At 63.1% G+C, this 23,774-nt stretch carries 29 protein-coding genes; 16 read left to right on the top strand and 13 right to left on the bottom strand.

Annotated features, from left to right (window positions below; genetic code table 11):
* Positions 1–46: 46 nt before the first annotated feature.
* Both NKH22_RS17965 and NKH22_RS17960 read left to right on the top strand, forming a co-directional pair.
* Positions 47–319, top strand: coding sequence for a hypothetical protein (locus NKH22_RS17965; RefSeq protein WP_245260100.1), 273 nt, complete (start codon positions 47–49; stop codon positions 317–319).
* The gene (locus NKH22_RS17960) at positions 316–693 is read left to right on the top strand and encodes a hypothetical protein (RefSeq protein WP_031251329.1); all 378 of its coding nucleotides are present in this window, start codon (positions 316–318) and stop codon (positions 691–693) included. The genes NKH22_RS17965 and NKH22_RS17960 overlap by 4 nt, the downstream gene beginning before the upstream one ends.
* A gap of 59 nt (positions 694–752) precedes the next feature.
* Here the strand turns inward: NKH22_RS17960 and NKH22_RS17955 are convergent, their stop codons facing one another.
* Entirely contained in the window at positions 753–1,694 is a 942-nt protein-coding gene (locus NKH22_RS17955; RefSeq protein ID WP_352910314.1) for a nucleoside hydrolase, read from the bottom strand.
* Positions 1,695–1,838: 144 nt separating this feature from the next.
* On the opposite strand from NKH22_RS17955, the gene NKH22_RS17950 reads away from it, so the two are divergent.
* Together NKH22_RS17950 and NKH22_RS17945 are read left to right on the top strand one after the other, a co-directional pair.
* Positions 1,839–2,264, top strand: a complete 426-nt coding sequence (locus NKH22_RS17950; protein WP_352910456.1) for an Hsp20 family protein — start codon at positions 1,839–1,841, stop codon at positions 2,262–2,264.
* Positions 2,265–2,328: 64 nt separating this feature from the next.
* Positions 2,329–2,586, top strand: coding sequence for a BQ00720 family protein (locus tag NKH22_RS17945; RefSeq protein ID WP_023683072.1), 258 nt, complete (start codon positions 2,329–2,331; stop codon positions 2,584–2,586).
* A 71-nt stretch (positions 2,587–2,657) separates the two neighbouring features.
* Here the strand turns inward: NKH22_RS17945 and ptsN are convergent, their stop codons facing one another.
* The 6 genes from ptsN to lptC all read right to left on the bottom strand — a co-directional run bounded on the left by ptsN (position 2,658) and on the right by lptC (position 8,053).
* Entirely contained in the window at positions 2,658–3,122 is a 465-nt protein-coding gene (ptsN, locus tag NKH22_RS17940; protein ID WP_023669743.1) for a PTS IIA-like nitrogen regulatory protein PtsN, read from the bottom strand.
* 108 nt (positions 3,123–3,230) lie between these two features.
* Entirely contained in the window at positions 3,231–3,815 is a 585-nt protein-coding gene (gene hpf, locus NKH22_RS17935; protein WP_023683071.1) for a ribosome hibernation-promoting factor, HPF/YfiA family, read from the bottom strand.
* A gap of 397 nt (positions 3,816–4,212) precedes the next feature.
* Complete coding sequence (gene rpoN / locus NKH22_RS17930) at positions 4,213–5,739, bottom strand: RNA polymerase factor sigma-54 (RefSeq protein WP_023735117.1); 1,527 nt, start codon at positions 5,737–5,739, stop codon at positions 4,213–4,215.
* Positions 5,740–5,953: 214 nt separating this feature from the next.
* Positions 5,954–6,772: an LPS export ABC transporter ATP-binding protein gene (lptB, locus tag NKH22_RS17925; protein WP_023669746.1), complete on the bottom strand. Its 819-nt coding sequence runs from the start codon at positions 6,770–6,772 to the stop codon at positions 5,954–5,956.
* Positions 6,769–7,353 carry an LptA/OstA family protein gene (locus tag NKH22_RS17920; RefSeq protein WP_023683069.1) on the bottom strand — a complete coding sequence of 195 codons (585 nt, stop codon included), beginning with the start codon at positions 7,351–7,353 and terminating at the stop codon, positions 6,769–6,771. Before NKH22_RS17920 ends, lptB begins: the two co-directional genes overlap by 4 nt.
* Positions 7,340–8,053, bottom strand: a complete 714-nt coding sequence (lptC, locus tag NKH22_RS17915) for an LPS export ABC transporter periplasmic protein LptC (protein ID WP_023669748.1) — start codon at positions 8,051–8,053, stop codon at positions 7,340–7,342. The genes NKH22_RS17920 and lptC overlap by 14 nt, the downstream gene beginning before the upstream one ends.
* Before the next feature lie 295 nt (positions 8,054–8,348).
* Between lptC and sppA the strand changes: the two genes are divergently transcribed.
* The 4 genes from sppA to lhpI all read left to right on the top strand — a co-directional run bounded on the left by sppA (position 8,349) and on the right by lhpI (position 11,065).
* Positions 8,349–9,305, top strand: a complete 957-nt coding sequence (sppA, locus tag NKH22_RS17910) for a signal peptide peptidase SppA (RefSeq protein ID WP_352910311.1) — start codon at positions 8,349–8,351, stop codon at positions 9,303–9,305.
* A gap of 80 nt (positions 9,306–9,385) precedes the next feature.
* Positions 9,386–9,670 carry an integration host factor subunit beta gene (locus tag NKH22_RS17905; RefSeq protein WP_006200394.1) on the top strand — a complete coding sequence of 95 codons (285 nt, stop codon included), beginning with the start codon at positions 9,386–9,388 and terminating at the stop codon, positions 9,668–9,670.
* A 53-nt stretch (positions 9,671–9,723) separates the two neighbouring features.
* On the top strand, positions 9,724–10,068 hold the full coding sequence (locus NKH22_RS17900) for a lipopolysaccharide assembly protein LapA domain-containing protein (protein ID WP_023691965.1): 345 nt from the start codon (positions 9,724–9,726) through the stop codon (positions 10,066–10,068).
* A 31-nt stretch (positions 10,069–10,099) separates the two neighbouring features.
* Complete coding sequence (lhpI, locus tag NKH22_RS17895; RefSeq protein ID WP_352910309.1) at positions 10,100–11,065, top strand: bifunctional Delta(1)-pyrroline-2-carboxylate/Delta(1)-piperideine-2-carboxylate reductase; 966 nt, start codon at positions 10,100–10,102, stop codon at positions 11,063–11,065.
* On the opposite strand, the gene NKH22_RS17890 is transcribed toward lhpI, so the two are convergent.
* The 4 genes from NKH22_RS17890 to NKH22_RS17875 all read right to left on the bottom strand — a co-directional run bounded on the left by NKH22_RS17890 (position 11,055) and on the right by NKH22_RS17875 (position 13,211).
* Positions 11,055–11,477: a VOC family protein gene (locus NKH22_RS17890; protein WP_023691967.1), complete on the bottom strand. Its 423-nt coding sequence runs from the start codon at positions 11,475–11,477 to the stop codon at positions 11,055–11,057. The genes lhpI and NKH22_RS17890 overlap by 11 nt on opposite strands.
* A 120-nt stretch (positions 11,478–11,597) precedes the next feature.
* Positions 11,598–12,029, bottom strand: coding sequence for an EVE domain-containing protein (locus tag NKH22_RS17885; protein WP_023691968.1), 432 nt, complete (start codon positions 12,027–12,029; stop codon positions 11,598–11,600).
* Positions 12,026–12,421 (bottom strand): VOC family protein, encoded by a 396-nt coding sequence (locus tag NKH22_RS17880; protein ID WP_352910306.1) that lies wholly within the window; start codon positions 12,419–12,421, stop codon positions 12,026–12,028. Before NKH22_RS17880 ends, NKH22_RS17885 begins: the two co-directional genes overlap by 4 nt.
* A 91-nt stretch (positions 12,422–12,512) precedes the next feature.
* Entirely contained in the window at positions 12,513–13,211 is a 699-nt protein-coding gene (locus tag NKH22_RS17875; protein ID WP_023683063.1) for a helix-turn-helix transcriptional regulator, read from the bottom strand.
* A gap of 127 nt (positions 13,212–13,338) precedes the next feature.
* Here NKH22_RS17875 and NKH22_RS17870 point away from each other — a divergent pair, with 127 nt between their 5' ends.
* The 6 genes from NKH22_RS17870 to olsB all read left to right on the top strand — a co-directional run bounded on the left by NKH22_RS17870 (position 13,339) and on the right by olsB (position 20,477).
* Positions 13,339–14,421, top strand: a complete 1,083-nt coding sequence (locus NKH22_RS17870) for an RsmD family RNA methyltransferase (protein ID WP_023691970.1) — start codon at positions 13,339–13,341, stop codon at positions 14,419–14,421.
* A 34-nt stretch (positions 14,422–14,455) separates the two neighbouring features.
* Positions 14,456–15,313: a TrmH family RNA methyltransferase gene (locus tag NKH22_RS17865; RefSeq protein WP_023691971.1), complete on the top strand. Its 858-nt coding sequence runs from the start codon at positions 14,456–14,458 to the stop codon at positions 15,311–15,313.
* Positions 15,310–15,798, top strand: a complete 489-nt coding sequence (gene lspA / locus NKH22_RS17860) for a signal peptidase II (protein WP_023669760.1) — start codon at positions 15,310–15,312, stop codon at positions 15,796–15,798. The genes NKH22_RS17865 and lspA overlap by 4 nt, the downstream gene beginning before the upstream one ends.
* A gap of 105 nt (positions 15,799–15,903) precedes the next feature.
* On the top strand, positions 15,904–16,893 hold the full coding sequence (gene acuI, locus NKH22_RS17855) for an acrylyl-CoA reductase (NADPH) (protein ID WP_023691972.1): 990 nt from the start codon (positions 15,904–15,906) through the stop codon (positions 16,891–16,893).
* A 142-nt stretch (positions 16,894–17,035) separates the two neighbouring features.
* Complete coding sequence (locus NKH22_RS17850) at positions 17,036–19,324, top strand: response regulator (RefSeq protein ID WP_023691973.1); 2,289 nt, start codon at positions 17,036–17,038, stop codon at positions 19,322–19,324.
* A gap of 277 nt (positions 19,325–19,601) precedes the next feature.
* Positions 19,602–20,477 (top strand): l-ornithine N(alpha)-acyltransferase, encoded by an 876-nt coding sequence (gene olsB, locus NKH22_RS17845; RefSeq protein ID WP_023683057.1) that lies wholly within the window; start codon positions 19,602–19,604, stop codon positions 20,475–20,477.
* Positions 20,478–20,626: 149 nt separating this feature from the next.
* Here the strand turns inward: olsB and NKH22_RS17840 are convergent, their stop codons facing one another.
* Together NKH22_RS17840 and grpE are read right to left on the bottom strand one after the other, a co-directional pair.
* Complete coding sequence (locus NKH22_RS17840) at positions 20,627–21,259, bottom strand: trimeric intracellular cation channel family protein (RefSeq protein WP_023683056.1); 633 nt, start codon at positions 21,257–21,259, stop codon at positions 20,627–20,629.
* A 145-nt stretch (positions 21,260–21,404) separates the two neighbouring features.
* Positions 21,405–22,034, bottom strand: a complete 630-nt coding sequence (gene grpE / locus NKH22_RS17835; RefSeq protein WP_023691975.1) for a nucleotide exchange factor GrpE — start codon at positions 22,032–22,034, stop codon at positions 21,405–21,407.
* A gap of 259 nt (positions 22,035–22,293) precedes the next feature.
* On the opposite strand from grpE, the gene NKH22_RS17830 reads away from it, so the two are divergent.
* Together NKH22_RS17830 and NKH22_RS17825 are read left to right on the top strand one after the other, a co-directional pair.
* Entirely contained in the window at positions 22,294–22,494 is a 201-nt protein-coding gene (locus NKH22_RS17830) for a hypothetical protein (protein WP_023669766.1), read from the top strand.
* 84 nt (positions 22,495–22,578) lie between these two features.
* On the top strand, positions 22,579–23,601 hold the full coding sequence (locus tag NKH22_RS17825) for a fatty acid desaturase (protein WP_023691976.1): 1,023 nt from the start codon (positions 22,579–22,581) through the stop codon (positions 23,599–23,601).
* Positions 23,602–23,774: the final 173 nt, after the last annotated feature.

Genomic DNA, 23,774 nt, shown 5'->3' with positions numbered 1-23,774 from the left:
TCAAATGTCATGGACTTATAGGGATTTGAAAAGGAACGCGCCCGGCGTGATTCTGACCGCCGCCCTGTTCGCGGTGATGGTTCCTTCGGCTCTCTACAAATGGACGAATGATGCGAGCGCTATCCGGTCAGTCGAGCCAATCGATGCAACAGTCAAAAGCGCCCATTCGGACCACGACCGCACCCTTTATCTGGTTGCTCTCGAAACCGGTTCGTCCATTCTTGTCGATGACGATCGTCCGCATCTGATCGGTGCGCCGGCAAAGTTGGAGCGCGTCACGCGTGATAATGGCTTCGTCTTCTACCGGTTTCCAGAATGACCCGCCTTGCACAAGCACGCTTGGCTCTCGCCTTGCCAATTCTGCGAGAAAACGTCTGGGGCATCGCTTTTGCTGCCGTGCTGCTTGGCGCGTGCATTTTTGCAATCATGAGGCCTGCCGCCGGACACAGCAGCCCGATCATCAGCCTGGGACGGGCGACAGGCACGGTTGTCAGTGTTCTCGATGCCTCGCCGAACCCAAAGGGCTGGATCAACGGTGGGTTTCGTTACCTGTATGGTATCCGTCTCAGCGAAAACGACCTGATTTTCGTATACGGCGATGCGGAAACACCACGAGCCATGGGTTCGCAAGTTCCGGTCGAGCAACAGCATAGGCAGGATGGCAGCGAAACCTATCGGCTGCTCGACGAGTAAGCAGCCGATATCGCCCAGAGGCGCTAGGCCCTGGGCGAACGATCTGCGTCAAGGCAGGCTTAAAGCCGCCCCAGCCTCTCCACCAGCAGCGCAAAAAAGGCGTCATGGTCGATGTCGCGCATCACCATGGCGTTCTTCGGCCGCTTGGTCACGCCCCACCAGTCGATGACGGTCATGCCCATGGTGAGCTCGGAGGTGGTTTCCACGGTGACGTTGCAGTTGCGGCCCTTGAACAGCTCCGGCTTCAACAGATAGGCGATGACGCACGGGTCGTGCAGCGGGCCGCCATCGGTGCCGTATTTCTCCTCGTCGAAGCGCTCGAAGAACTCCAGCATCTCGGCCGTCGCGGTGCCGACCCGGGTGCCGAGCTGGCGGATGGCCTGCGTGCGCTTGGCCGTGGTCAGCGCCTTGTGGGTGACGTCGAGCGGCATCATGACGATCGGAATGCCGGATTTGAACACCAGGTCGGCCGCTTGCGGATCGACATAGATGTTGAATTCTGCGGTCGGCGTGACATTGCCGCCTTCGAAGAAACCGCCGCCCATCAGTACGATTTCCTTGATGCGCGGCGCGATCTTCGGCTCACGGATCAGCGCCAGCGCGGCATTGGTGAGCGGGCCGAGCGCGCACAGGGTGATCGTGCCGGCCTCTTCCTTCATCAGCGTCTCGACGATGAAGTCGACCGCATACTGGCCCTGCAGCTTCATCTTCGGATCTGGCAGTTGCGGGCCGTTGAGGCCGGTCTTGCCATGCACTTCCTCGGCGGTGACCAGCTCGCGCGCCAACGGGCGGATGGCGCCTGCATAGACCTTGATGTCGGGCCGGCCGGCCAGTTCGCAGATTTTCCTGGCGTTCTTTTCGGTCAATTTCAGCGGCACGTTGCCGGCAACAGCAGAGATGCCGACGATCTCCAGCTCGGCGCTGCCGAGCGCCAGCAATATGGCGACGGCATCGTCCTGGCCGGGATCCGTGTCGATGATGATCTTGCGGGTCTGGGGCATTTCATTTCCTTATGCGGGGGAGTCTTTTTGGCGGGGGTGTTCGGCGGCTTGAACTTGGCCGCGGCGCGGACCATATCAAGACCATCGGGAAAAATGCCATCCGGGTTTTTCCAGTTTATGTCGCTCCAAAGAGGACAGTGTAACATGAGCCGAATGACGCCCTTCTCCAGCCCGCTTCTCCTTGGTTTCGATGCCATGGAAAAGACCCTGGAACGACTGGCGAAATCCGGTGACAGTTATCCTCCCTACAACATCGAGCGCCTCAGCGGTGCCGACGGCAAGGCCGAAAGGCTGCGCATTACGCTGGCTGTCGCGGGTTTCGCCGATAGCGATCTCGATGTCACCACGGAGGAAAACCAGTTGGTCGTGCGCGGCCGTCAAACCGACGACACCGAGCGCGAATTCCTCCACCGCGGCATCGCCGCGCGCCAGTTCCAGCGCTGTTTCGTGCTGGCCGACGGCATGCGGGTGATCGCAGCGGAACTGAAGAACGGCCTTTTGTCGATCGATCTCGATCGGCCGGATACCGAACGGCTGGTACGGAAAATAAATATATCGGTGAAAGACTGATCTTTACCGATGGCTCTCATGCGGGATGGCCTTGAGCGGCGTCCTCGCGCCAAGGAGGCTTGAAATGACCAGAACTGACGAAACCATCACCATGACCAGCGGCGAATTCGCCCATCTCGGCGAAGGCTCGGTCGCTTATCTCCGCAAGGTCTCGAGCGACGAATTGCTCGGCCGCTTCCCCAATCTGGGCGAAATCGCGCCCGGCATGGTCCTGTGGGCCCTGTTTGCCGCCAACGGCCAGCCGATCCTGCTTTCGGATGCGAAAGACCGGGCTTTGGCCGGCGCCATGGAAAACGACCTGACCACTGTCGCCATTCACTAAGGCGACTGCTGGCGGTTGAAATGGAGAGGGCCGCCTTCGGCGGCCCCTGGAAGACTTAAATCCGAAGAACTTCAGGCGGCGTGCGAGGCCTGCGTGTCCGAAAGCAGCGCGTGGATGGCGACCGCGTCGCGCGTGCCTCTGATCTTGGCCACCGTGTCGGCGTCGCGCAAAACCCTGGCGATGCGAGACAGTGCCTTGAGGTGATCGGCGCCGGCGCCTTCCGGGGCCAGCAGCAAAAACACCAGATCGACCGGCTGGTCATCCAGGGCCTCGAAATCGACCGGCGTCTCCAGCCGGGCAAAGACGCCGGCGATGCGCTTCACCCCGGCGAGCTTGCCGTGCGGAATGGCGATGCCGTTGCCGACGCCGGTGGAGCCCAGCCGTTCGCGCTGCAGGATAGTGTCGAACACTTCGCGCTCCGGAATGCCGGAAATCGCCGCCGCTCTCTCGGACAGCAACTGCAGAAGCTGCTTTTTGGAGTTCGCCTTCAACGCCGGCAAGATCGCCGGAACGTTGAGAAGATCGCTCAGATCCATATTTGAAATCCCTTATTCGCCTGCCGTCGCCAGTCCTCGCCCCTCGCGCGGCTGGCTATTATCTCCGCGAGACCATTGTCGTCACCTGTGCGACCATTGTCGTTGTCGTCACGCCTGTGCGACTTTGGTCGTCGACGGGTCGATCCAGCCGATATTTCCGTCCGGCCGCCGATAGACGATGTTGAGGTGGTCGTTTCCGGCGTTGCGGAAGACGAAAACCGGGCTGTCCTTGGTGTCGAGTTCGATAACCGCCGACGCCACCGACATGGTCTGCAGCGTCATGGTTGATTCGGCGACGATGGCCGGGGCGTAGTCCTCCGGAATGTCCTCATCGTCATCGGTCAGCGGCGCCATCACCGTATAGGCGATGTCGGTGATTTCACCATTTCCAGTGCCTGAATTGTGCGATTTCAGACGGCGTTTGTAGCGCCGCAGCCTGGTTTCGAGGCGGTCCGCGGCCGCCTCGAAGGCAAGTGTCGGATCCTGGGAATCGCCGGTTGCCTGCAGCGAAGCGCCGGAATCCAGCCTGATCATGCAATCGGCCGAGTAACGCGACCCCGATTTGATGACCGTGACGTGCCCTGAAAAACCGCGATCGAAATATTTTCCAATCGCCTCGCCGACACGATCGGTAATGCGCGTACGCAACGCATCGCCGATATCCATGTGTTTACCCGATATGCGCAATTTCATCTGAAAACTGACCTTCCTTGCTCAGGCTTCAAACTGGCCAGAGTTTATACTCGTGATCCGTGCGCACAAGCTTTGCGGCGTCAACTCGCGCCGATTTTAGATCCGAACTTTCCGGTTGATCACAATCCGCCTTCTTGGCCGTCCCGTGGCCTTCATCGTGACGGACCATCCGCATGCGGGCCGCGAGCCCGTCTCATGCGGGCGGGCTTCTAGACACTTCATTGCAGCTTGTCAATTAATGCATGTCGCCCAGAAGTGCGCTGCGGTTCTGGGACAACGACATGCATCAAAACAAAGACTTAAAGCGCGTCGCATGAATCCGTTTCAGCGCGACGCGCTTTAAGGTCGAAAGTTGTGGAGATCCAACCATAGCAAAAGCCTTGCCGGGCAAGCAGAGCTAGCGCCCCGCGCTCGCCAGAGCGCGCTTTTCACGCCGCCGCTGCACCGACGAGGGAATATTCATACCCTCCCGGTACTTGGCCACCGTGCGCCGGGCAATATCGACGCCGCTTTCCTTCAACATATCGACGATTGCGTCATCGGACAGCACATCGGCGGGCTTTTCCTCGTCGATCAGCTGCTTGATGCGGTCGCGCACCGCTTCCGAGGAATGCGCATCACCGCCGCCCGACGCCGCGATCGAAGCCGTGAAGAAATAACGCAGCTCGAACACGCCACGCGGCGTCAGCATGTATTTGTTGGCCGTCACCCGGCTGACGGTCGATTCATGCATGCCGATGGCATCGGCCACCGTGCGCAGGTTGAGCGGCCTGAGCTGGCGCACGCCATGGACGAGAAAAGCGTCCTGCTGGCGCACGATTTCCGACGCCACTTTCAGGATCGTCTTTGCCCGCTGGTCGAGGCTCCGCGTCAGCCAGTTGGCATTCTGCAGGCATTCGGCCAGGAAATCCTTCTCCGCCTGATTCTTCGCATGCGGCGAGACCTGGGCGAAATAGATGTGATCGACCAGCACGCGCGGCAGCGTCTCGGCATTGAGCTCGACCGTCCAGCTACCGTCATTGGCGGCACGGACTTCGACATCGGCGACGATGGCATCGCTGGCGCCGCCTGAAAATGCCGTGCCCGGACGCGGATCGAGCGCGCGGATTTCGGCCAGCATGTCGAGAAGATCCTCCTCGTCAACCCCGCAAAGCCGCTTCAGCGTCTGGAAATCGCGCCGCGCCAGGAGTTCGAGGTTGCCGATCAGCGTTTTCATCGCCGGATCGAGACGATCGCGCATGGCAAGTTGCAGCGACAGGCATTCGGCAAGGTCGCGCGCAAACAGGCCGACCGGCTCGAATGTGTGGCAGGCTGCCAGCACCTTGGCCACCACCGCCTGATCGGCGCCGAGCCGTTTGGCGATCTCGGCGGGATCGGCGCGCAGATAGCCGGCCTCGTCCAGGCCGTCGGCCAGTTCGGCTGCGATCAGCCTTGCGGCCGGATCGGCAAAGGCAAGCGCGATCTGCTCGCCGACATGCTGGCGCAGCGTGATCGCCGCGGCGGCCATGTCGCCGACGTCGAAGCCTTCGGAAGAACCGGACGAACTATTGCCGGTGGCCGACTTCCACTGCGCCGTCAGGTCCGGACCGAGCCGCTCGCTGGTGCCGGGATCGTCGGGGAACAGATTTTCCAGCGAGCTGTCGAGCTTGTCGGAGATCGCTTCGGCGCTCCACGCCGTCTCGTTTTCGAACCAGTCGCCATCGGCGGCAGGCTCAGGAGCGGCATCGCCCTTCTGCACCTGGTCGCTTGCGGCGTCATCCTGGGGCTCGGCGCGCTCCAGCAGCGGATTGCGCTCGATCTCGTCGTCGATGAAGTGGTCGAGCTCGACATGGGTGAGCTGCAACAGCCTGATCGACTGCATCAGCTGCGGCGTCATCACCAGCGACTGGGATTGTCGTAGCTGTAGTTTCGCCGCCAACGCCATGGTTCGGTTTCAAACGCCCTTCTGCACCCGGAAGCCTACACATCAGAAGCTGCCGGAAAATGAATTTTTCCGACCTTCCATAGAAACTGGCCCGGCTTTTGCTTGTCAAGGCGAACGATGGCAAAAGGCCCCTACCGAAGCATTATCTCACGCAAAATCGGAGAAAAAAGCCCGGCGGGGCGGCAAAAATCACGTCAGGAAACAAATTTCACGCTCAGAGCGTGAAACCTTCGCCGAGGTAGAGCCGGCGCACATCGGGGTTCGCCACCACCTCGTCGGCACGGCCATGAGTCAGCACCTGGCCGGCATGGATGATGTAGGCGCGGTCGATGAGGCCGAGCGTTTCGCGCACATTGTGGTCGGTAATCAGCACGCCGATGCCGCGCGCCGTTAGATGACGAACCAGCTGCTGGATGTCGGCGACGGCAATCGGGTCGATGCCGGCGAACGGCTCGTCGAGCAGCATGTAGGCCGGGCGCGTCGCCAAAGCTCGGGCGATCTCAAGACGCCGCCGCTCGCCACCCGACAGCGACATGGACGGCGACTTCCGCAGATGGCTGATGTGAAATTCCTCGAGCAGTTCGTCGAGATTGCGCTCGCGCACCTTGCGGTCCTTCTCAACCACTTCGAGCACGGCGCGGATGTTCTGCTCGACATTCAGGCCGCGGAAGATCGAGGCTTCCTGCGGCAAATAGCCGATGCCGAGGCGGGCGCGGCGGTACATCGGCATCGAGGTGACGTCGAAACCGTCGATCTCGATCGTGCCCTCATCGACCGGCACCAAGCCGGTGACCATGTAGAAACAGGTGGTCTTGCCGGCGCCGTTCGGCCCGAGCAGCCCGACAGCCTCGCCGGCGCGCACGCCGATGGTGACACCGCTGACCACCTTGCGGCCCTTGTAGCTCTTGGTCAGACCCTTGGCGATCAGGGTGCCCTTGAACTTCGAGGAATCAACGGTGACTGTGGCCGGTGCTGCAAGTTTACTGGCCGCCCGTCCCGGAAGGCGGGTCAGCAGCGAAGACACGCCAGTCATTCGGGCTTCGGGGCCTCGGATTTCGGTGGCGGCGTCATCGACATGATGACGCGCCCGCCGCAGCCATCGACCTGAGCAAGGCCGCTTTTCATCTGCACGGTGAGCTTGCAGCCCTTAAGGACGTTGGGTCCTTGGGACAAGACGACCTCCTTGCCCGACAGAACTAGCACCTGCGTCTTCATGTCGAACGTGGCGTTGTCGCCGGTGGCGATCTGGTCATTCGACTTGATGTAGACTTTGTTCTTGACCACCAGATGGTCGATATTGGCCGAACCGGTCATCGCCGAAGCGCCGGCGGCAGCACCTTTGGCGGCGTTGGGGTCCTTGACGTAGTAGACCTCCATGCTGCCGGCCTTGAGCAGCGTTGGCCCTTGCGTGACGGTGACGTTGCCGCTGAACAGCGCCATGCTGTCGGCCTGGCGGACCTCAAGTTTGTCGCTCTCGATCTGGATCGGCTGGTCGCCCGACAGTTTGAGCCCGGACTGGCTGCTGGCGCTGGACTGAGCCCAGGACGGCGCCATACCCAGCAACAGCAAGGCCGAAGCTGCGGCGACTAGCCGTGCCGAATTACTGGGACGCATTCGTTTCTCCGCTCTTTGCCTCTGCCGCCTTCATAGTGGCCGGATCGATGTGAACGCTTACCTTGTTCTCGAAAACGATGACCTTGCCATTGTCTTCGACCGACATTGAACCCGCGGTGATCCGCGAGCCGTTACGGCTGACATCGACCGCATCACCTGTCTTCATAGAGCCTTTGCCCATATCGAGGAAGACCGATTTGAAGATGGCAGCGACGCCGTCGGTGGTGGTGACGGTAACGTCGCTGGTCATGTCCATCGTGTTGGCGTTTCTGTTGTAGATCCCGCGCTTGGCGTCGACGGTCGCCACATTGTCGGCCGTCAGCGGCAATTTGGCATGGATGCCTTCGAGTTCGATGATGTCCTGCTTGCCGACATCCTGGATGGCGCGCAAGGCCGTCAGCGAATAGGGCAGCTTGTCCTTGGTGAAGCCGTTGAGCTTCGGATTGGCCATCACCAGCTTGCCATCCGCGAAAGCGGTGCCGTCTGCCTGTATCGAAATGTTGATCGGCGCCGCCAGATAGGAATAGACCGGAAACGCAACCGCGATCCCGGCGGCAAGCACCGGCACGGCAAACTTAAGCACGCGCACGCGGCGCGAGTGGCGCTGGGCGCGGTCGAAGGCGTCGCCGCGCGTGCCCGCTGGCGCCGTGGGCGCCAAGGCCGCATCGGCATTGGTCGGTTCGTTCGATCGCGCAAGCATGACTGACTTCTAATAAACCCTTGTCCGCCAAAACACCTGCTATAGGTGGGTTGCCGGCCCCCGCAAGCAAGCACAAGCGGAGGAAAACCGCAAAAATGTGACGGCCGCTGTTTTACAGACGGAACTCAGGCGACACAATTTCGTCACTTCATAGCAGAAACGAACGCGCCGCGTCATTTTTTCCTGAAATGCCTCCGTCGTGAAGGTCGCTTCGTCGCAGGCTCTTGAGGAAGAGGTAGCCGGGCGCGGACGCTTGCTTTAAAAGCATCGCTTCCCACCGACTGTGAGGCAGACCATGGCACTGAGAGCCGACGACCTGATCGACCGCCGCCGCTTGCGGCGCAAGCTGACCTTCTGGCGCGGCGCCGCCATTGCCATCGTGGCCCTTGGGGTGATTGCGCTTGCAAGCTGGTTCTATGGGGGCGACCTCGGCGGTTCTTCCGTCGACCACATCGCCAAGGTCAGGATCGAAGGCACCATCACCGAGGACGAGGAACTGATCAAGCGGCTGGAAACCATCCGCACATCCCCGCAGGTCAAGGGCGTCATCCTGGCGATCGATTCGCCCGGAGGCACAACGGTCGGCGGCGAATCGATCTACGAGGAGGTGCGCAAGCTTGCCGCCGACAAGCCGGTGGTGGCCGAGGTCGGCACGCTGGCCGCATCGGCCGGCTACATGATCGCCAGCGCCAGCGACCATATTGTTGCCCGCAAGACGTCGATCGTCGGCTCGATCGGTGTGCTCATCCAGTATCCCGATGTCAGCGGTCTGATGGACAAGGTCGGCATCAAGCTCGAGGAAGTGAAATCCTCGCCGCTGAAGGCATCGCCCTCGCCCTTCAAGCCGACCAATGAAGACGAGCGAGCCATGGTCCGCAAGCTCATCCTCGACAGCTATGACTGGTTCGTCGGCATCGTCGCCGAGCGCCGCAAAATGACCCGCGATCAGGCACTGGCCCTTGCCGACGGCTCGATCTTCACCGGCCGCCAGGGCCTTGCCAACGGTCTGATCGACGCTGTCGGCGGCGAGAGCGTGGCGATCGACTGGCTGGCGACCAAGGGTGTCGACGCCAAGCTCAAGGTGGTGGAATGGAAGGACACCGAGCGGCGTGGCGGCTTCCTGTTCTCGAAAGCAATAGTGCGCAGCGTCGGCAGCGCGCTCGGCCTGTCGGAGGCCGGCAGCGACGTGCTTCACGAACTTGGCGCGGATCGCTTGTTTCTTGACGGTCTCGTTTCCGTCTGGCACCCTTGATCTGCCGGTTGGGGCGAGTAAAAAAGCAAATAAAATCATCCTGATAATTTGACCGCAGCGCTTTCACGGGGACCTTTCTGATGATCAAATCCGAGCTTGTGCAGATCATTGCCACGCGCAACCCGCATCTTTTCCTGCGCGACGTCGAAAACATCGTGGGAGCGATCTTCGACGAGATCACCGATGCCCTGGCGGAAGGCAATCGGGTCGAGTTGCGTGGCTTCGGCGCTTTTTCGGTGAAAAATCGCCCTGCCCGCACCGGCCGCAACCCGCGCACCGGCGAATCCGTCGAGGTCGAGGAGAAGTGGGTGCCGTTCTTCAAGACCGGCAAGGAATTGCGTGAAAGGCTGAATGGCGGCAAGTAGGCGCGGACCAACGCGCCGGCGTTATCAAGGCCTGCCTTCTCCAGGGAATTTCTATGTTGAACCGCTTCATACTTATCGTGGTCTTCGTGCCGCTCGCCGTCATCCTGATTGCGCTGGCCGTCGCCAACCGCGAGCTGGTCGCCTTCACGCTCGACCCGTTCAACCCCGGCAATCCGAAACTGACGCTGACCTTGCCGCTGTTCATCTTCCTGTTCGTGGCGCTCGCCATCGGCATGGTCGTCGGCAGCCTGGCGACCTGGGTCAAGCAGGGCCGCTACCGCAAGCTGGCGCGCCAGCGCGGGGTCGAGGCCGAGAATTTGCGCCAGGCGGTCAGCCGTATACCCGCCGTGCAGCAGGGCGCGGCCACCGGGCCGGCGCTGCCGAAGCCAACGGCCTGAAGCCGGCGCTTTTATCTTCGCGGAGTTTTGCATGCTGACCATTTCGGCCGACGCTGTCGACCAGGCGCTGACCTTTCCCGGGCTGGTCGAGACATTGCGCGCGGCCTTCCGCGAGGGTGCTGTGCAACCCGTCCGCCATCATCACGGGGTCGAGCGGCCCGACGGTGCCACATCCACGCTGCTTTTGATGCCGGCGTGGACCGACTTCCATGCGGCCGGCACATCGGTCGGGGGTCATATCGGCGTCAAGATCGTCACCGTATCGCCCGACAACAACGACATCGGCAAACCGGCGGTGATGGGGCTCTACCTCCTGCTCAACGGCACCACCGGCGAGCCCGAAGCGCTGATCGACGGCCAACGGCTGACACAGTGGCGCACCGCTTGCGCCTCGGCGCTGGCCGTCTCCTATCTCGCCCGCGAGGACGCATCGCAGCTTCTGGTGGTCGGCGCCGGCGCGCTGTCGCCGTTCCTCGCCAAGGCGCACTCCGCGGTGCGGCCGATCAAGACCATCCGCATTTGGAACCGCACGCCCGCCAATGCCGAAAAGGTCGCGGCTGATTTGCGCGCGGACGGTTTCAACGCCGAGGCCGCAAGCGATCTCGACGCCGAACTCGCCGAGGCCGACATCGTCTCATCGGCGACGATCACGACGACGCCGCTGGTCAAGGGTGCGCTGCTCAAGCCGGGCGCGCATGTCGATCTGGTCGGCGGCTTCACGCCGACCATGCGCGAGAGCGACGACGACGCGATCGCGCGCGCCCGCGTCTATGTCGACACCCGCGCCGGCGCCACCAAGGAAGCCGGCGACATCGTCCAGCCGCTCGCCTCCGGCGTGCTGAAGCCGGAAGCCATCGTCGCCGATCTGCATGAGCTGGCGCGCGGGGAAAAACAGGGCCGGCAGAGCCCCACTGAGGTCACGCTGTTCAAGTCGGTCGGCGCCGCGCTTGAGGACCTTGCCGCCGGCATTGCCGTCTACAACGCGCTCAAGCAGTAGCGTCTGCGCCGGTTCTGCGATCGAACTTCCTGATCGCTTCCGCGCTGACCGGGGTGAAGAAGTTCACCAGATTGCCATCGGGATCGCGCAGCAGCAGCGACCGGTTACCCCATGGCATCGTCGTCGGCGTCTGTACGAAATCGCCGATAATTTTCGCCAGCCTGCTGTACTCAGCATCAACATCGGCGACGCGAAACTCGATGATCGCTGAGCGATTGGCGGCCGGCTGCGCCACATCAGTTCCGAACAGGGCCAGCGTGCGGGTGCTGCCGATCGCCAGTGTGCAGGACGGCGTTGCCAGTTCGGCGAAATCGTCTGTGAACCAGGTTGCGGTAAGCCCGGTGATCGTCTCGTAGAATGCCACCAAGGGCTTGATCTGGTCGGTAATGATGCGGATCAAGACGAAGTCCATCTTATTCTCCTGGGGCAAGCGCGACGCTATCTGAAGACAATCGCTTGTCGCACAAGGCTGCTGACAACTTGGTGTCAGCAGCCTTGTCACGGTGCCTTGCCGATCCGGCGGCTGGATGCTTCAGCCTGCCTTCATGGCCGCGCCCATCGCCTCGGCGATCAGCGCGAAATCATGCGCGGTAATTTCGAACAGGCCAAAGCGCAGCTGGTAACCCCAGTTCGATTTGCCCGCGGTGAAGTCGAGCTGCTCGAGCAGCGGCTTGATCGGCGCTTCCTCGGCCTTGGCCCATTCGACATCCCTGCGGAACGGCGTGAAGCCACCGCCCATGTGGCCCTGATAGGGCTCGCCTTCTCGCACGGTGCCGATTGCCGTGAAGGCCTGCAGGCCGTCCTTCTCGCGCAGAATTGTGGTCGGCGAGTAGTAGATGATGCCGTCGCCGGGCTTGATGCGGCGCAAAGGTGCCGCCTTGCCGTGGTTGACCTGCATGAAGCCGGCCTCGCGGCCGCGCCGGACATGTTCGGCGGAAGCGACCGCGATCCAGTGCGCACTCATTTCTGTTCTCCATTGGCCTGTTCTCCGTCGTCCAGCCAGTAGACGCGCAGCCGGTGCTTGTCGGGATCGAGCGCAACGAAGGTGCGGCCGAAGTCCATGTCGGTCGGCGTCTGCAGAATGGTCAAGCCGCGTCCTGCCCAGTCCGTGTAGGCGGCGTCCACCGCATCAGGCCGGTCCAACGCGAAGACGAGCTCCGCACCGCCGCCGGCGGCCGCGGCCGACGGCTCCACCGTGTGGCGCGACCACAGGCCGAGCTTGAAGCCATTGTCGAGCACGAACAGCACGAAGGTCGGCGACGTCTCCACCGGCTGGCGTCCCAGCAGCGCACCGTAGAAGGCGCCGCTCCGCTCCGGGCTGTCGACATAAAGGATGACGAAATTGGGGGTGTTCATGTCTGCTCTCCAAGGTTTCGATTGGAGGAGCATAGGTGACCCCACTGTCAGATTCTGGCAGCAGCGGCTTGCGAGGGCGTGGAAAGGAGCATTAAGCGCCAGGCTGGCGCTTTGGTGCGTCCAGCGTCGCGCGCCATTCCTTCAGAAGAGCCTGCCGACGACGCGGATAGCGGATATACGTGGTGTTGAGCCCCGACATCCGGTCGGCGCGAAAATGTCTGAAATCCTGCCGCGTCTCGCACCAGGCCACCACCACCCGCACCTTGTCGAAAAAGCCGAGCGCGAATGGCCAGATCAAGCGCTCGGAGGCGGCGCCGCCGGCGTCGCGGTAAAGAAAGCCGAGTTTTCTCTCGTTGCGGATCGCCTGGCGCACCAGGCCAAGGTCGATGCTTTCGACAGCATCGCCGTGCGGGCCGACCAAAAGCGCGGTCGCATCGAGGTCCTCGCGCAGATCATCCGGCAGCACAGCGGCGATCTTGGCCAGCGCGTCGGTGGCGGCGGCCGACAGCCGCTTGTCCGGTTGTCTGGCAACCCAACGCGATCCCAGAACGATGGCCTCGATCTCCTCGTCGGTGAACATCAGTGGCGGCAGCATGAAGCCGGGTTTCAGCACATAGCCCAGCCCAGCCTCGCCCTCGATCGGCGCGCCTTGCCCCTGCAGCGTGGCAATGTCGCGGTAGAGCGTTCGGATCGAAACGTCCATCTCGCCGGCAAGCGTGCGACCGCTCACCGGCCGGCGATGCCGGCGCAGGATCTGGATCAGGTCGAGCAGGCGTTCGGAACGGGACATGATTCGAGATTTGCCTGTTTCCTCAGCGAGGTCCACCACCTCAGACATTCGCACGCTGGACCATTTTGTTTGCGCAGCCGGTGACCCTATGCCAAAAGCGGCCTGCCGCCTCCGGAGACGCTCCTGCTTGAAGTCTTTTCGCGACAAACGCCGCGACAACCGTCCGCCCGCAAAGGGCAGGACCGAACAGGCGCGGCCGCAGCCGGGCACCGTACCAGTCCGACCCGAAGCCAGACAGCAACGCCACGAAACAAAACCGGACGACCGGTCTGATCCGAAGCTCGCCCCCCGTATCCTGGCGCGTCGCGAAGGCGTCCTGCCCACTGAGCGCCTGCCGGTGATCCTCGAAGTGGCGCCCAATCAGGATTATGCACTGCTCGACAGCGGCGCCGGCGAAAAGCTCGAACAATACGGCCCCTACCGCATCGTGCGGCCCGAGGGACAGGCGATCTGGGAAAAGGCTTTGCCGGCCAGGGACTGGGACCGCGCCGACGCCATCTTCACCGGCGATACCGACGAAGAAGGCATCGGCCGCTGGCGGTTCCCGAAGGTACCGCTGGGCGAGACCTGGCCGATGAAGCATGACGGCATCGACTATCTCGGCCGCTTCACCTCGTTTCGCCATGTCGGCGTCTTCCCCGAGCAGGCTTCGCACTGGGACCATATGGCCAGCCTGATCGCGGCGGCCAACCGCCCGGTCAAGGTGCTGAACCTGTTCGGCTATACCGGGCTCGCGTCTCTCGTAGCCGCCCGCGCCGGTGCCGCGGTCACCCATGTCGATGCCTCCAAGAGGGCGGTCGGCTGGGCGCGCGAAAACCAGGAAATGGCCGGTCTCGGCAGCAAGCCGATCCGCTGGATCGTCGACGATGCAGTGAAATTCGCCGAGCGCGAAGAGCGCCGCGGCAGCCGCTACGACATCATCCTGTTCGACCCGCCCGCCTATGGCCGCGGCCCCAAGGGCGAGGTCTGGCAGTTGTTCGAGGACCTGCCCGGCCTGACCGATCTTTGCCGCGCGATTCTGACGCCGAAACCGCTCGCCGTGGTGCTGACCGCCTATTCCATCCGCGCCTCCTTCTTCGCCATCCATGCCTTGATGCGCGACACTTTTGCCGGCATGGGCGGCACCGTTGAATCAGGCGAACTGATCATCCGCGAGCAATCCGCCGGCCGGGCGCTGTCGACATCGCTGTTTTCGCGCTGGGTGGCCTGAATGCCCGGGAGACCTGAATGCCCGGGAGTCCCGAATGAATGAGCGGCACGCAGGTGCGCCCGGGCAGGTCAAGGAAGTCACCAGCCTTGCCAATCCGCTGATCAAGGACATCAAGGCGCTCGCCCAGAAGAAATTCCGCGACCAGCAGAACGCCTTCATGGCCGAAGGGCTGAAGCTGGTCATCGACGCCCTCGACCTCGGCTGGTCGATCAGGACGCTGGTCTTCGCCAAGGCCGGACGCGGCAATGCGGCGGTCGAAAAGGTGGCGGCGCGCACGGTTGCCGCCGGCGGCACCGTGCTCGAAGTGTCCGAAAAAGTGCTGGTCGCCATCACCCGCCGTGACAATCCGCAAATGGTGGTCGGCGTCTTCCGGCAAAAACTGCTGCCGCTAAGAGACATCCGCGCTCACGACGGCGACGTCTGGGTGGCGCTCGACCGGGTGCGCGATCCCGGCAATCTCGGCACCGTCATCCGCACCGTCGATGCCGTCGGCGCCAAGGGCGTCATCCTGGTCGGCGAGACTACCGATCCTTTTTCTGTCGAGACCGTGCGCGCCACCATGGGCTCGATCTTCGCCGTGCCGGTGACCAAGGCGACGCCGGAAGCATTTCTGGCTTGGCGAAACAGCTTCTCGGGCCTGGTGGTCGGCACCCATCTGAAGGGTGCGGTCGACTACCGCTCGGTCGATTTCTCCCGAGGACCGGTGCTCTTGATGATGGGCAATGAGCAGCAGGGCCTGCTCGACAATCTGGCGGAAAGCTGCGACCGGCTGCTGCGGATTCCGCAGGCCGGCCGCGCCGATTCACTCAATTTGGCGGTCGCCACCGGAATCATGCTGTTCGAGATCCGGCGCGGCGCGCTGAAACTTGCCCCCGAGGACGCCACATCGTGAAATCATGGTCTCCCTATGCGCTGCTGGTGGTGGTGGCAATCGCGCTCGACCAGTGGATAAAGCATCTGATCGAGACCGGCCTCGTCTTCCAGGAAAAGCTCGACCTGGTGCCATTCCTGGCGCTGTTTCGCACCTACAATACCGGCATCGCCTTCTCGATGTTCTCGTCCTTCGGCGACACCGGCCTGGTCGTCATCGCGGTCGTGGTCGTTGCCTTCGTGCTTTATCTGGCGACGCGCACGCCCTCCGGCCATGTGCTGGCCCGCATCGGCTTTGCCCTGATCATCGGCGGCGCGATCGGCAATCTGATCGACCGCGCCGTCTACGGCCACGTCATCGACTATATATTGTTCCACACGCCGGTATGGTCCTTCGCCGTCTTCAACCTTGCCGATGCCTTCATTTCGGTCGGCGCGGCGCTGGTCGTCTTCGACGAGTTCATCGGCTGGCGGCGCGAGGCCAAGCCGCAAGGCCCAGAAGCCTGACGGCCCGACTCTTTTGACCAATTGACCTCGCCGGGCGGTCGCCGCACAGTTCGGCCAGAGCCAGCCAATGCCGACCGCCAGCCTTTGCGAAGCCGAGGAGAAGAGATGCCTGAAACCTTCAAAGCCATCCTCGTTTCGCGCGACGCCGAAAAGAAGCAGTCGGTTGAGATCGTCGATTTCAGCGAAGCCGATTTGATGGAAGGTGATGTCACCGTCGCGGTCAAGGCGACGACCGTCAACTACAAGGACGGGCTGGCCATCACAGGCAAGGCGCCGGTGATCCGCCGCTGGCCGCTGGTGCCGGGCATCGATTTCGCCGGCACGGTGATTTCTTCCTCGCATGCCGACTGGCGCAAGGGTGATCAGGTGATCCTCAACGGCTGGGGTGTCGGCGAAACGCATTTCGGCGCCTATGCCGGGCGCGCCCGCGTCAACGGCGACTGGCTGGTGCCGTTGCCCGACGGCATCAGCGCCCACGATGCGATGGCGGTCGGCACCGCCGGCTATACGGCGATGCTGTGCGTCATGGCGCTGGAGCGGCACGGCATCCTGCCCGATCGCGGCCCGGTGGTGGTGACGGGTGCCGCCGGCGGCGTCGGTTCGGTCGCGGTCTCGCTCCTGTCCAGCCTCGGCTACCACGCCATTGCCTCGACCGGCCGCAGCGCCGAGAGTCCCTATCTGATCGACCTCGGCGCCGCCGAAGTGATTTCGCGCGACGAGCTCTCCCAACCGGCAAAACCATTGGCCAAGGAACGCTGGGCTGGCGGCATCGACGCCGTCGGCAGCCACACGCTGGCCAATGTGCTGTCGATGACCGCCTATGGCGGCGCGGTCGCCGCCTGCGGCCTGGCTGGCGGCATGGACCTGCCTTCGAGCGTTGCCCCGTTCATCCTGCGCGGCGTCTCGCTGCTCGGCATCGATTCGGTGATGGCCCCAAAGGCGGTACGCCTGGAGGCCTGGCGCCGCATCGGCGCCGATCTCGACCTCAAGAAGCTCGTCGGCCTGTCCACGACCATCGGCTTCGACGGCATCATCACCGCCGCCCATGACATCGTCGAGGGCAAGATCAGGGGCCGCGTGGTTGTCGATATGTGAGGCTCCCGAAGCATGATCCCGAAAGGGAATGAGGTTTCGGAAAAGATCAGGCGATGCGGAAAACCGCCAAAAATGCATGACCGCTAAAATTCGAACGATCCGCCGCGCTTTTCCATAATCTCTATCTGGCAAGGAGTTCCGCATGATCGCGGAGTCCGCCAGGAAAGAGAAGAGCCGTGCCGAAAGCGTCGACGGGCCGAGTCCGGCGACGGCGAAGCGGCAGCGTGTTGCGCCGCCGCCTCTGGCGCCGGATTTGCCGCGCGCCACGTCCGAGGGCCTGCCGTTCCTGACGGTGGTCGCCAGTGTCGTGCTGGCGGGCCTCTCCCACCTCACCGGTGCGCCGATCTTCATCACCCTCGGCCTGCTGGCAACAGGCCTTGCCGGCGTCGCCATGCACCTGCGCAGCCGGCGCACCGTCCGCCGCGCGGCGGCCTTGCTCGACGAAACCGCGGCCCGTAGCCGCGCCGAAATCGAGACGCTGGCCGACCGCATGTGGGAGATGCAGGAGAGCGAGGAGCGTTTTCGCGGGCTGATTGATGCGCTCGGCGATCTCGTCGTCCACCGCGACCGCGACGGCCACATCGTCTACGCCAACAAGGTTTTCGCCAGCCTCGTCGGAACCGACCAACGCGACCTTGCCGGCAGGACCCTCGCCGAACACGGCATCGATGTCGGCATCGTCCCCGACGCCGCCTTTTCCGATCATGAATGCCTGAGTTCCACCGACGTCTCCATACGCACCCCGAACGGTCCGCGCTGGTTCTCGTGGATCGAACTGTCGGTACGCGACAAGGATAGCGGCGCCGTCTCGCACCGGGCGATTGCCCGCGACATCACCGCGCGCAAACGCGCCGAATCCTCGCTGATCACCGCGCGCGAGCGCGCCGAATATGCCAGCCAGGCCAAGTCGCGCTTCCTCGCCACCGTCAGCCATGAGATCCGCACGCCGATGAACGGCATCATGGGCATGGCCAAGCTTCTGGCTGACACCAATCTGTCGCCCGAGCAGCGCACCTATGTCGGCGCTGTCTCGACCTCGGCCAGCGCCCTTTTGGCGCTCATCGAGGATTTGCTCGACTATTCCAAGATAGAGGCCGGCCGTTTCGACCCGGAGCCGCAGCCGACATCGCTGCGCGAAATCGCCGACAACATCATCGAACTGATGGCGGCCAAAGCCTTCGCCAAGAACATCGGCCTCGGCTGTCATGTCGAGCCCGACGTGCCACAGATGATCATGGCCGATCCGGGAAGAGTCAGGCAGGTGCTGCTCAACCTGATCGGCAATGCGATCAAGTTCACCGACACCGGCGGCGTGCTGGTTTCGGTTGCACGGGCCCGCACCGAGACCAGCGACCGCATCTGCTTCACCGTCGCCGACACCGGCCCTGGCCTGCGCGAAGACGACATGGAGCGCATCTTCGAGGAATTCGAACAGTCCGACGGCACCTCGACCCGCACCCATGGCGGCGCCGGCCTCGGTCTTGCTATCTCAAGGCGGCTGGTGACCGCCATGGGCGGTGCCATTTCGGTGTCGAGCCGGCTTGGCGAGGGATCGGAATTCGTCTTCGAGATCCCGGCCGCAGGAGCAACCGAAGCACCGCAGAACCGGCAGAACATCCTGGCCGGCCGGCGCGCCGTGATCGTGTCGAAGAACGCCGTCGAGGCGGACGCCATCGCCCGCACCATCCGCGCCCATGGCGGCGCCGTCGACGTCGCCGCAACCGCTTCCCAGGCGACGCCCTTCGCCGAACATTGCGATGTGCTGTTGATCGACGCGGCCCTGGAGGACGGCGACGGCAGACTGCTCAAGCGCCTGCGCCAGAGTGGCTTTGCCGATTGCGAGGCGATCACGCTGATCGCGCCGACCGACCGCGGCATGCTTGGCGAATTCCGCACCAGCGGCTACGCCACCTTCCTGGCGAGGCCGGTGCGCGGCGAAACCCTGCTGCGCGTGCTGCTGACCAGTCATGCCCCTGCCTTGCCGCCGCCCAAGCCGGAAAAGACCGGCGCGTCCTCGCTTCGTGCCCATGGCGGGCGCCAGCAAGGTTTGTCGGTGCTGATCGCCGAAGACAACGACATCAACGCCATGCTTGCCCGCGCCACGCTTTTGAAGGCGGGACATCGCGTGAAAGTGGTCGGCAATGGCAAGGCCGCGGTCGAGGCGGTGACCGAAGCCGGGCTGAAAAATCGCTTCGATGTGGTGCTGATGGATTTGCACATGCCGGTCATGGACGGGCTGGACGCGATCGCCGCCATCCGCCGCCACGAGGAGGAAATGGCTGTGCCGCCGGTTCCGATCATGGTGCTTTCGGCCGACAGCCAGGAAAAGACCCGCCACACCGTGCTCGCCCATGGCGCCAGCGGCTTTGTCACCAAGCCGCTCGATCCCGACGCGCTGGTCCATGCCGTCGAGGGCCAGGTGGCCGCCTGAATTCATGTCGCTCAAAAGTGGCCCCGGTTTTGAGAAGACGACATGCACAAAACAAAGACTTGAAGCGCGTCGCGTGAATCGTCCCCAGCGCGACGCGCTTCAAGGCGACGCTGGCGCAATCCTCGCGTCACGTAGGTAGCCGAATGAGGGTTTTCGCCAGCCGACGAAGTATTGCCCGTCGCGCCGTATCACGGTACTGTCACAATCCTGTTGCACCTACACCGTATCCCCGTGCCAAGAGGGATGGCTCGAAGGAGAATCACTCGTGCATACAGTTATGCCGGAATGTGACACTCGGCCCAGCGCAGGCGGCGCTTTGCTCGCCGCGCGGAACGCCGATGCCGTCGCAACAGGCGCACCGCTGGGCCGTATCGGCAATCTCGAAGTGCGGCTTGCCCGCAATGAAGCCGAGATCGCCGCCGCGCAGGAAGTGCGCTACCGGGTGTTTTATGACGAGCTTGGCGCCAGGAAGGACCTATTCCAGGCGCAGGACCGGCGCGACGCCGACCGCTTCGACCCGCTGTGCGACCATCTCCTCGTGCTGGACACTTCGATCTCCGGCCCCGAGCATCGCCGCATCGTCGGCACTTACCGCCTGCTGCGGCAAGAGATTGCGGCAACCGCCGGCGGCTTCTATTCCGAAGGCGAGTTCGAACTGACCAAGCTGATCGCCCGCCATCCCGGCCAGCGCTTCCTTGAGCTCGGCCGCTCCTGCGTGCTGCCGGAATACCGCTCGAAGCGCACCATCGAGGCGCTGTGGCAAGGCATCTGGGCCTACATCAACCACTATGAGATCGGCGTGATGACCGGTTGTGCCTCGTTCCCTGGCACGGTGCCGGCTGCGCATGCCGAGGCGCTCACCTACCTTGCCCATCACTGCCGGACCAACTCCGCCTGGGATGTGCGGGCGGTCTCCGGCCGCTATTGCTCGATGGATCTGATGCCGATCGAGGCGGTCAACGCCAAGGCGGCGATCGCGGCCATGCCGCCGCTGGTCAAGGGCTATCTGCGCGTCGGCGCCCGCATCGGCGACGGCTGCGTCATCGACCGTGAGTTCTCCACCGTCGATGTGTTCGTGGTGATGCCGGTCAAGGAAATCGGCGCCCGCTACGTCAACTATTATGGCGGGGAAGCGCAGCGCTTTGCGGCGTGAGGCAGTAGGCAGTAGGCAGTAGGCAGTAGTGAAGGCTGCCGCGAATTTCTGACTACCGACTATTCCCTATTCCCTATTCCCTATTCCCTATTCCCTATTCCCTATTCCCTATTCCCTATTCCCTATTCCCTATTCCCTCTCCCCTCTCCCTACGGAATATCCTCCGGTCGCCGTCCCGGGCGGCTCTTGTAGGACGGAAAGGTCCAGCCGAATTTCAGCGCGCCGCCGCGCACCAGGAAAGCCGCGACGAAGCCGGCAATATCCGAGGCGAGCGGCGGCAGGCCGGCAAGATCGCCAAGTGTGTAGAGGCCGGCGCCCGCGAGTGCGGCGGTGACGTAGATTTCGGGCCTGAGCAGCACCGATGGCTCGCCGGCCAGCAGATCGCGCAGGATGCCGCCAAATGTGGCGGTCAACACGCCCATAACAACGGAGACGACCGGCGAGCCGGTGATGGCCAGCCCCTTGGCCGCGCCCATTACGGAAAAGGCCGCCAATCCGATGGCGTCGAGCCAGAGCAGCCATTTCCAGCGGGATTCGACGCGGTGGGCGATGAAGAAGACCAGCACTGCAACCGCCGCGCAAACCAGCACATAGCCGGAGTTGGCGACCCAAAAGACGGGCAGGTTGAGGATGACGTCGCGAAGCGTGCCGCCGCCAATGCCGGTGACGCTGGCCAGAAACAGGAAGCCGATAATGTCGAGCTGCTTGCGCGAAGCCGCCAACGCCCCGGTCGCGGCAAAGACGGCGACGCCGGCATAGTCGAGGAGGTCGATGGGTGTCAGGGACATGAGGTAGTAGGGATTGGGAATTAGGGAAAGTATGAATAACACGAAGCCGCGCGATTGATACGCCTGCCTATTCCCTATTCCCTATTCCCTATTCCCTATTCCCTATTCCCTATTCCCTATTCCCTACTGCCTACCCTACTCACGCATCCTTCTCGGCCTGCTCGTTCACCGGCCCCGGCTCGACCGGCGCTTCGGTGGCCGCGATCTTGGGGCCGCCCTTGGCGACCCCGACCATGGCCGGCCGCAGCACGCGCTCGCCGATCGAATAGCCCGGCTGCACGACCTGGACGACGGTGTTGGCCGGCACATCGGGATTGGGCACTTCGAACATCGCCTGGTGGAAATTCGGGTCGAACTTCTCACCTTCCGGTTCGAGCTTCTTCACCCCATGCCGTTCCAGCGTCGACAGCATGGCGCGCTCGGTGATCTCGACGCCGTCGATCAGCGCCTTGAAGCCGGCATCTCCGGCCGCTTTCGCCTCGGCGGGGATAGCATCGAGCGCGCGGCGCAGATTGTCCGACACCGACAGCATGTCGCGGGCGAAATTGGCCACCGCATAGGCGCGCGCATCATGCACGTCGCGGGCGGTGCGGCGGCGCAGATTCTCCATCTCGGCTGCGACGCGCAGCGCGCGGTCCTTCAGCTCCTCGTTTTCCTTCAGCAACCGCACCAGCGCTTCATAGTCGCCGTCGATGCCGCCTTGCGTGCGCTCGGCCTCGGCCGTTTCGATATCCTCGGGCGCGCGTTCGTCTTTTGTCTGGTCGCTCATCGCCATTTCCCGTCATTCGAATGGTTTGGATTTGCGCCCGATATCGAGGTTTGGCGGCCAAAAATCAAGGGGCAAGCCCAGGAGGACGCCCCACAGCAGGCAATGTTGCGGGCAGCCCGTCGGACTTGGTGCGGGGCGCAAGGACGTTCAAAATTAATTCAAACTTTACCGTAACGGCAGCCTTTGCTTGCCAATACCCCGCTATGGGGAACCATTCAAAGCTTGGAGGAGTTTTGAAACCGACACAGGATTTGAGACAATGGACCGCAATACTGGCAACAGAAGCGAAGAGCTCGCCGCCGACATCAGGCGCCAGTTCGGCACCGAGGCGACGACGCGCTTCTTGCGCACCTTGCCGGCCTTCCGCACCGAGGCCGACATTCCCGCCCGTTTCCGGGACCTGCTCGACCGGCTGGACGGCATAGAAGCCAGCATGGCCGGCGGCCAACGCCGTCAATAGCGATGCTATCGCGCGACAATTACGCGCAGTAATTTTGCGTGAGCTTTTCCTTGCGGCAGCGGGACGCCCCGCCTATGCTTCCTGATGAACATGATTTCCCCCGAGACGGCCGCCAACAGCAAGCGCGCCTGGTTGAAGATCCTGGCGCGCTACAAGAAGCCCGACCGGCGACGCAGCACTCTTGAACTCGCCATCACCCTTATTCCTTTCGTTACGCTGTGGGCGCTGTCTTCGGCAGCCTATTCCTATGGCCACTGGTGGGGCTTGATCCTGATCCTTCCCGCCGCCGGTTTTCTGGTGCGGATCTTCATGATCCAGCACGATTGCGGCCACGGCTCCTTCTTCGCCAACCGCACTGCCGACGACTGGATCGGCCGCGCGCTCGGCGTGCTGACGCTGACCCCTTACGATTGCTGGCGGCGCGCGCACGCCACCCATCACGCCAGCGCCGGCAATCTTGACGAGCGCGGCATGGGCGATATCAGGACGTTGACGGTTGCTGAATACCGGCAGCTGTCTTGGCGGGGACGCCTTGCCTATCGTCTCTACCGCCATCCCCTGGTGATGTTCGGCCTTGGCCCGATCTGGCTGTTCATCTTCGAGCAGAGGCTGCCGGTCGGCATGATGCGCGGCGGCCTGACGCCCTGGGTGTCGTCGATGACCACCAATCTCGGCATCGCGGTCGCGGCAGCGCTGCTTATCTGGCTGGTCGGCCCCGGCGCTTTCCTGATCGTCCATTTGCCGATCGTGATCCTGGCCGGATCGGCCGGAATCTGGCTGTTCTACGTCCAGCACCAGTTCGAGGAGACGGAATGGGCGAAGGACGAAGAGTGGGAATTCCAGCGTGCCGCCCTGCACGGCTCGTCCTATTATGATTTGCCGCCGGTGCTGAACTGGTTCACCGGCAATATCGGCGTCCATCACGTGCACCATCTCTCGGCCAAGGTGCCGGGCTACCGGCTGCAGGAAGTGCTGCGCGACTATCCCGAACTGCGCGGCATCGGCCGCGTCACGCTTCTCGACAGCCTGCGCTGCGTCAAGCTGGCGTTGTGGGACGAGAACCGCCGCAAGCTGATCTCGTTTCGCGAAGCGCGGGCCTTGGCCTGAAAGCAATTCCAGCAAAGTGTGAGGCGGTTTTCCGGGCTTTCGCTTGGGAATGCCGTAAGACAAAGAAAAAAACCGCCGCACCGAAGGCGCGGCGGCATCTTCCAAAAACCGGCTCAGGCAGCCTTGCGCTCCTCGCGCATCCAGACCTTGCAGCCCTGATCATGTCAGGCGCC

The organism is Mesorhizobium sp. M1252 (assembly GCF_040318265.1).
Classification (GTDB): Bacteria; Pseudomonadota; Alphaproteobacteria; order Rhizobiales; family Rhizobiaceae; genus Mesorhizobium.
The sequence above is the reverse complement of the archived record's forward strand: the minus strand, read 5'-3'. Positions and strand labels throughout refer to the sequence as shown.

Coding starts and splice junctions, on each gene's coding strand:
- sppA (WP_352910311.1), top strand. CDS start 8,349: ATGGCACTGAGAGCCGACGACCTGATCGACCGCCGCCGCTTGCGGCGC.
- NKH22_RS17960 (WP_031251329.1), top strand. CDS start 316: ATGACCCGCCTTGCACAAGCACGCTTGGCTCTCGCCTTGCCAATTCTG.
- lhpI (WP_352910309.1), top strand. CDS start 10,100: ATGCTGACCATTTCGGCCGACGCTGTCGACCAGGCGCTGACCTTTCCC.
- NKH22_RS17955 (WP_352910314.1), bottom strand. CDS start 1,694: ATGCCCCAGACCCGCAAGATCATCATCGACACGGATCCCGGCCAGGAC.
- NKH22_RS17850 (WP_023691973.1), top strand. CDS start 17,036: ATGATCGCGGAGTCCGCCAGGAAAGAGAAGAGCCGTGCCGAAAGCGTC.
- rpoN (WP_023735117.1), bottom strand. CDS start 5,739: ATGGCGTTGGCGGCGAAACTACAGCTACGACAATCCCAGTCGCTGGTG.
- NKH22_RS17900 (WP_023691965.1), top strand. CDS start 9,724: ATGTTGAACCGCTTCATACTTATCGTGGTCTTCGTGCCGCTCGCCGTC.
- NKH22_RS17885 (WP_023691968.1), bottom strand. CDS start 12,029: ATGAGTGCGCACTGGATCGCGGTCGCTTCCGCCGAACATGTCCGGCGC.
- ptsN (WP_023669743.1), bottom strand. CDS start 3,122: ATGGATCTGAGCGATCTTCTCAACGTTCCGGCGATCTTGCCGGCGTTG.
- NKH22_RS17825 (WP_023691976.1), top strand. CDS start 22,579: ATGAACATGATTTCCCCCGAGACGGCCGCCAACAGCAAGCGCGCCTGG.
- NKH22_RS17865 (WP_023691971.1), top strand. CDS start 14,456: ATGAATGAGCGGCACGCAGGTGCGCCCGGGCAGGTCAAGGAAGTCACC.
- NKH22_RS17950 (WP_352910456.1), top strand. CDS start 1,839: ATGAGCCGAATGACGCCCTTCTCCAGCCCGCTTCTCCTTGGTTTCGAT.
- NKH22_RS17945 (WP_023683072.1), top strand. CDS start 2,329: ATGACCAGAACTGACGAAACCATCACCATGACCAGCGGCGAATTCGCC.
- NKH22_RS17905 (WP_006200394.1), top strand. CDS start 9,386: ATGATCAAATCCGAGCTTGTGCAGATCATTGCCACGCGCAACCCGCAT.
- acuI (WP_023691972.1), top strand. CDS start 15,904: ATGCCTGAAACCTTCAAAGCCATCCTCGTTTCGCGCGACGCCGAAAAG.
- NKH22_RS17920 (WP_023683069.1), bottom strand. CDS start 7,353: ATGCGTCCCAGTAATTCGGCACGGCTAGTCGCCGCAGCTTCGGCCTTG.
- lptC (WP_023669748.1), bottom strand. CDS start 8,053: ATGCTTGCGCGATCGAACGAACCGACCAATGCCGATGCGGCCTTGGCG.
- hpf (WP_023683071.1), bottom strand. CDS start 3,815: ATGAAATTGCGCATATCGGGTAAACACATGGATATCGGCGATGCGTTG.
- NKH22_RS17890 (WP_023691967.1), bottom strand. CDS start 11,477: ATGGACTTCGTCTTGATCCGCATCATTACCGACCAGATCAAGCCCTTG.
- NKH22_RS17880 (WP_352910306.1), bottom strand. CDS start 12,421: ATGAACACCCCCAATTTCGTCATCCTTTATGTCGACAGCCCGGAGCGG.
- lptB (WP_023669746.1), bottom strand. CDS start 6,772: ATGACTGGCGTGTCTTCGCTGCTGACCCGCCTTCCGGGACGGGCGGCC.
- NKH22_RS17830 (WP_023669766.1), top strand. CDS start 22,294: ATGGACCGCAATACTGGCAACAGAAGCGAAGAGCTCGCCGCCGACATC.
- olsB (WP_023683057.1), top strand. CDS start 19,602: ATGCCGGAATGTGACACTCGGCCCAGCGCAGGCGGCGCTTTGCTCGCC.
- grpE (WP_023691975.1), bottom strand. CDS start 22,034: ATGAGCGACCAGACAAAAGACGAACGCGCGCCCGAGGATATCGAAACG.
- NKH22_RS17875 (WP_023683063.1), bottom strand. CDS start 13,211: ATGTCCCGTTCCGAACGCCTGCTCGACCTGATCCAGATCCTGCGCCGG.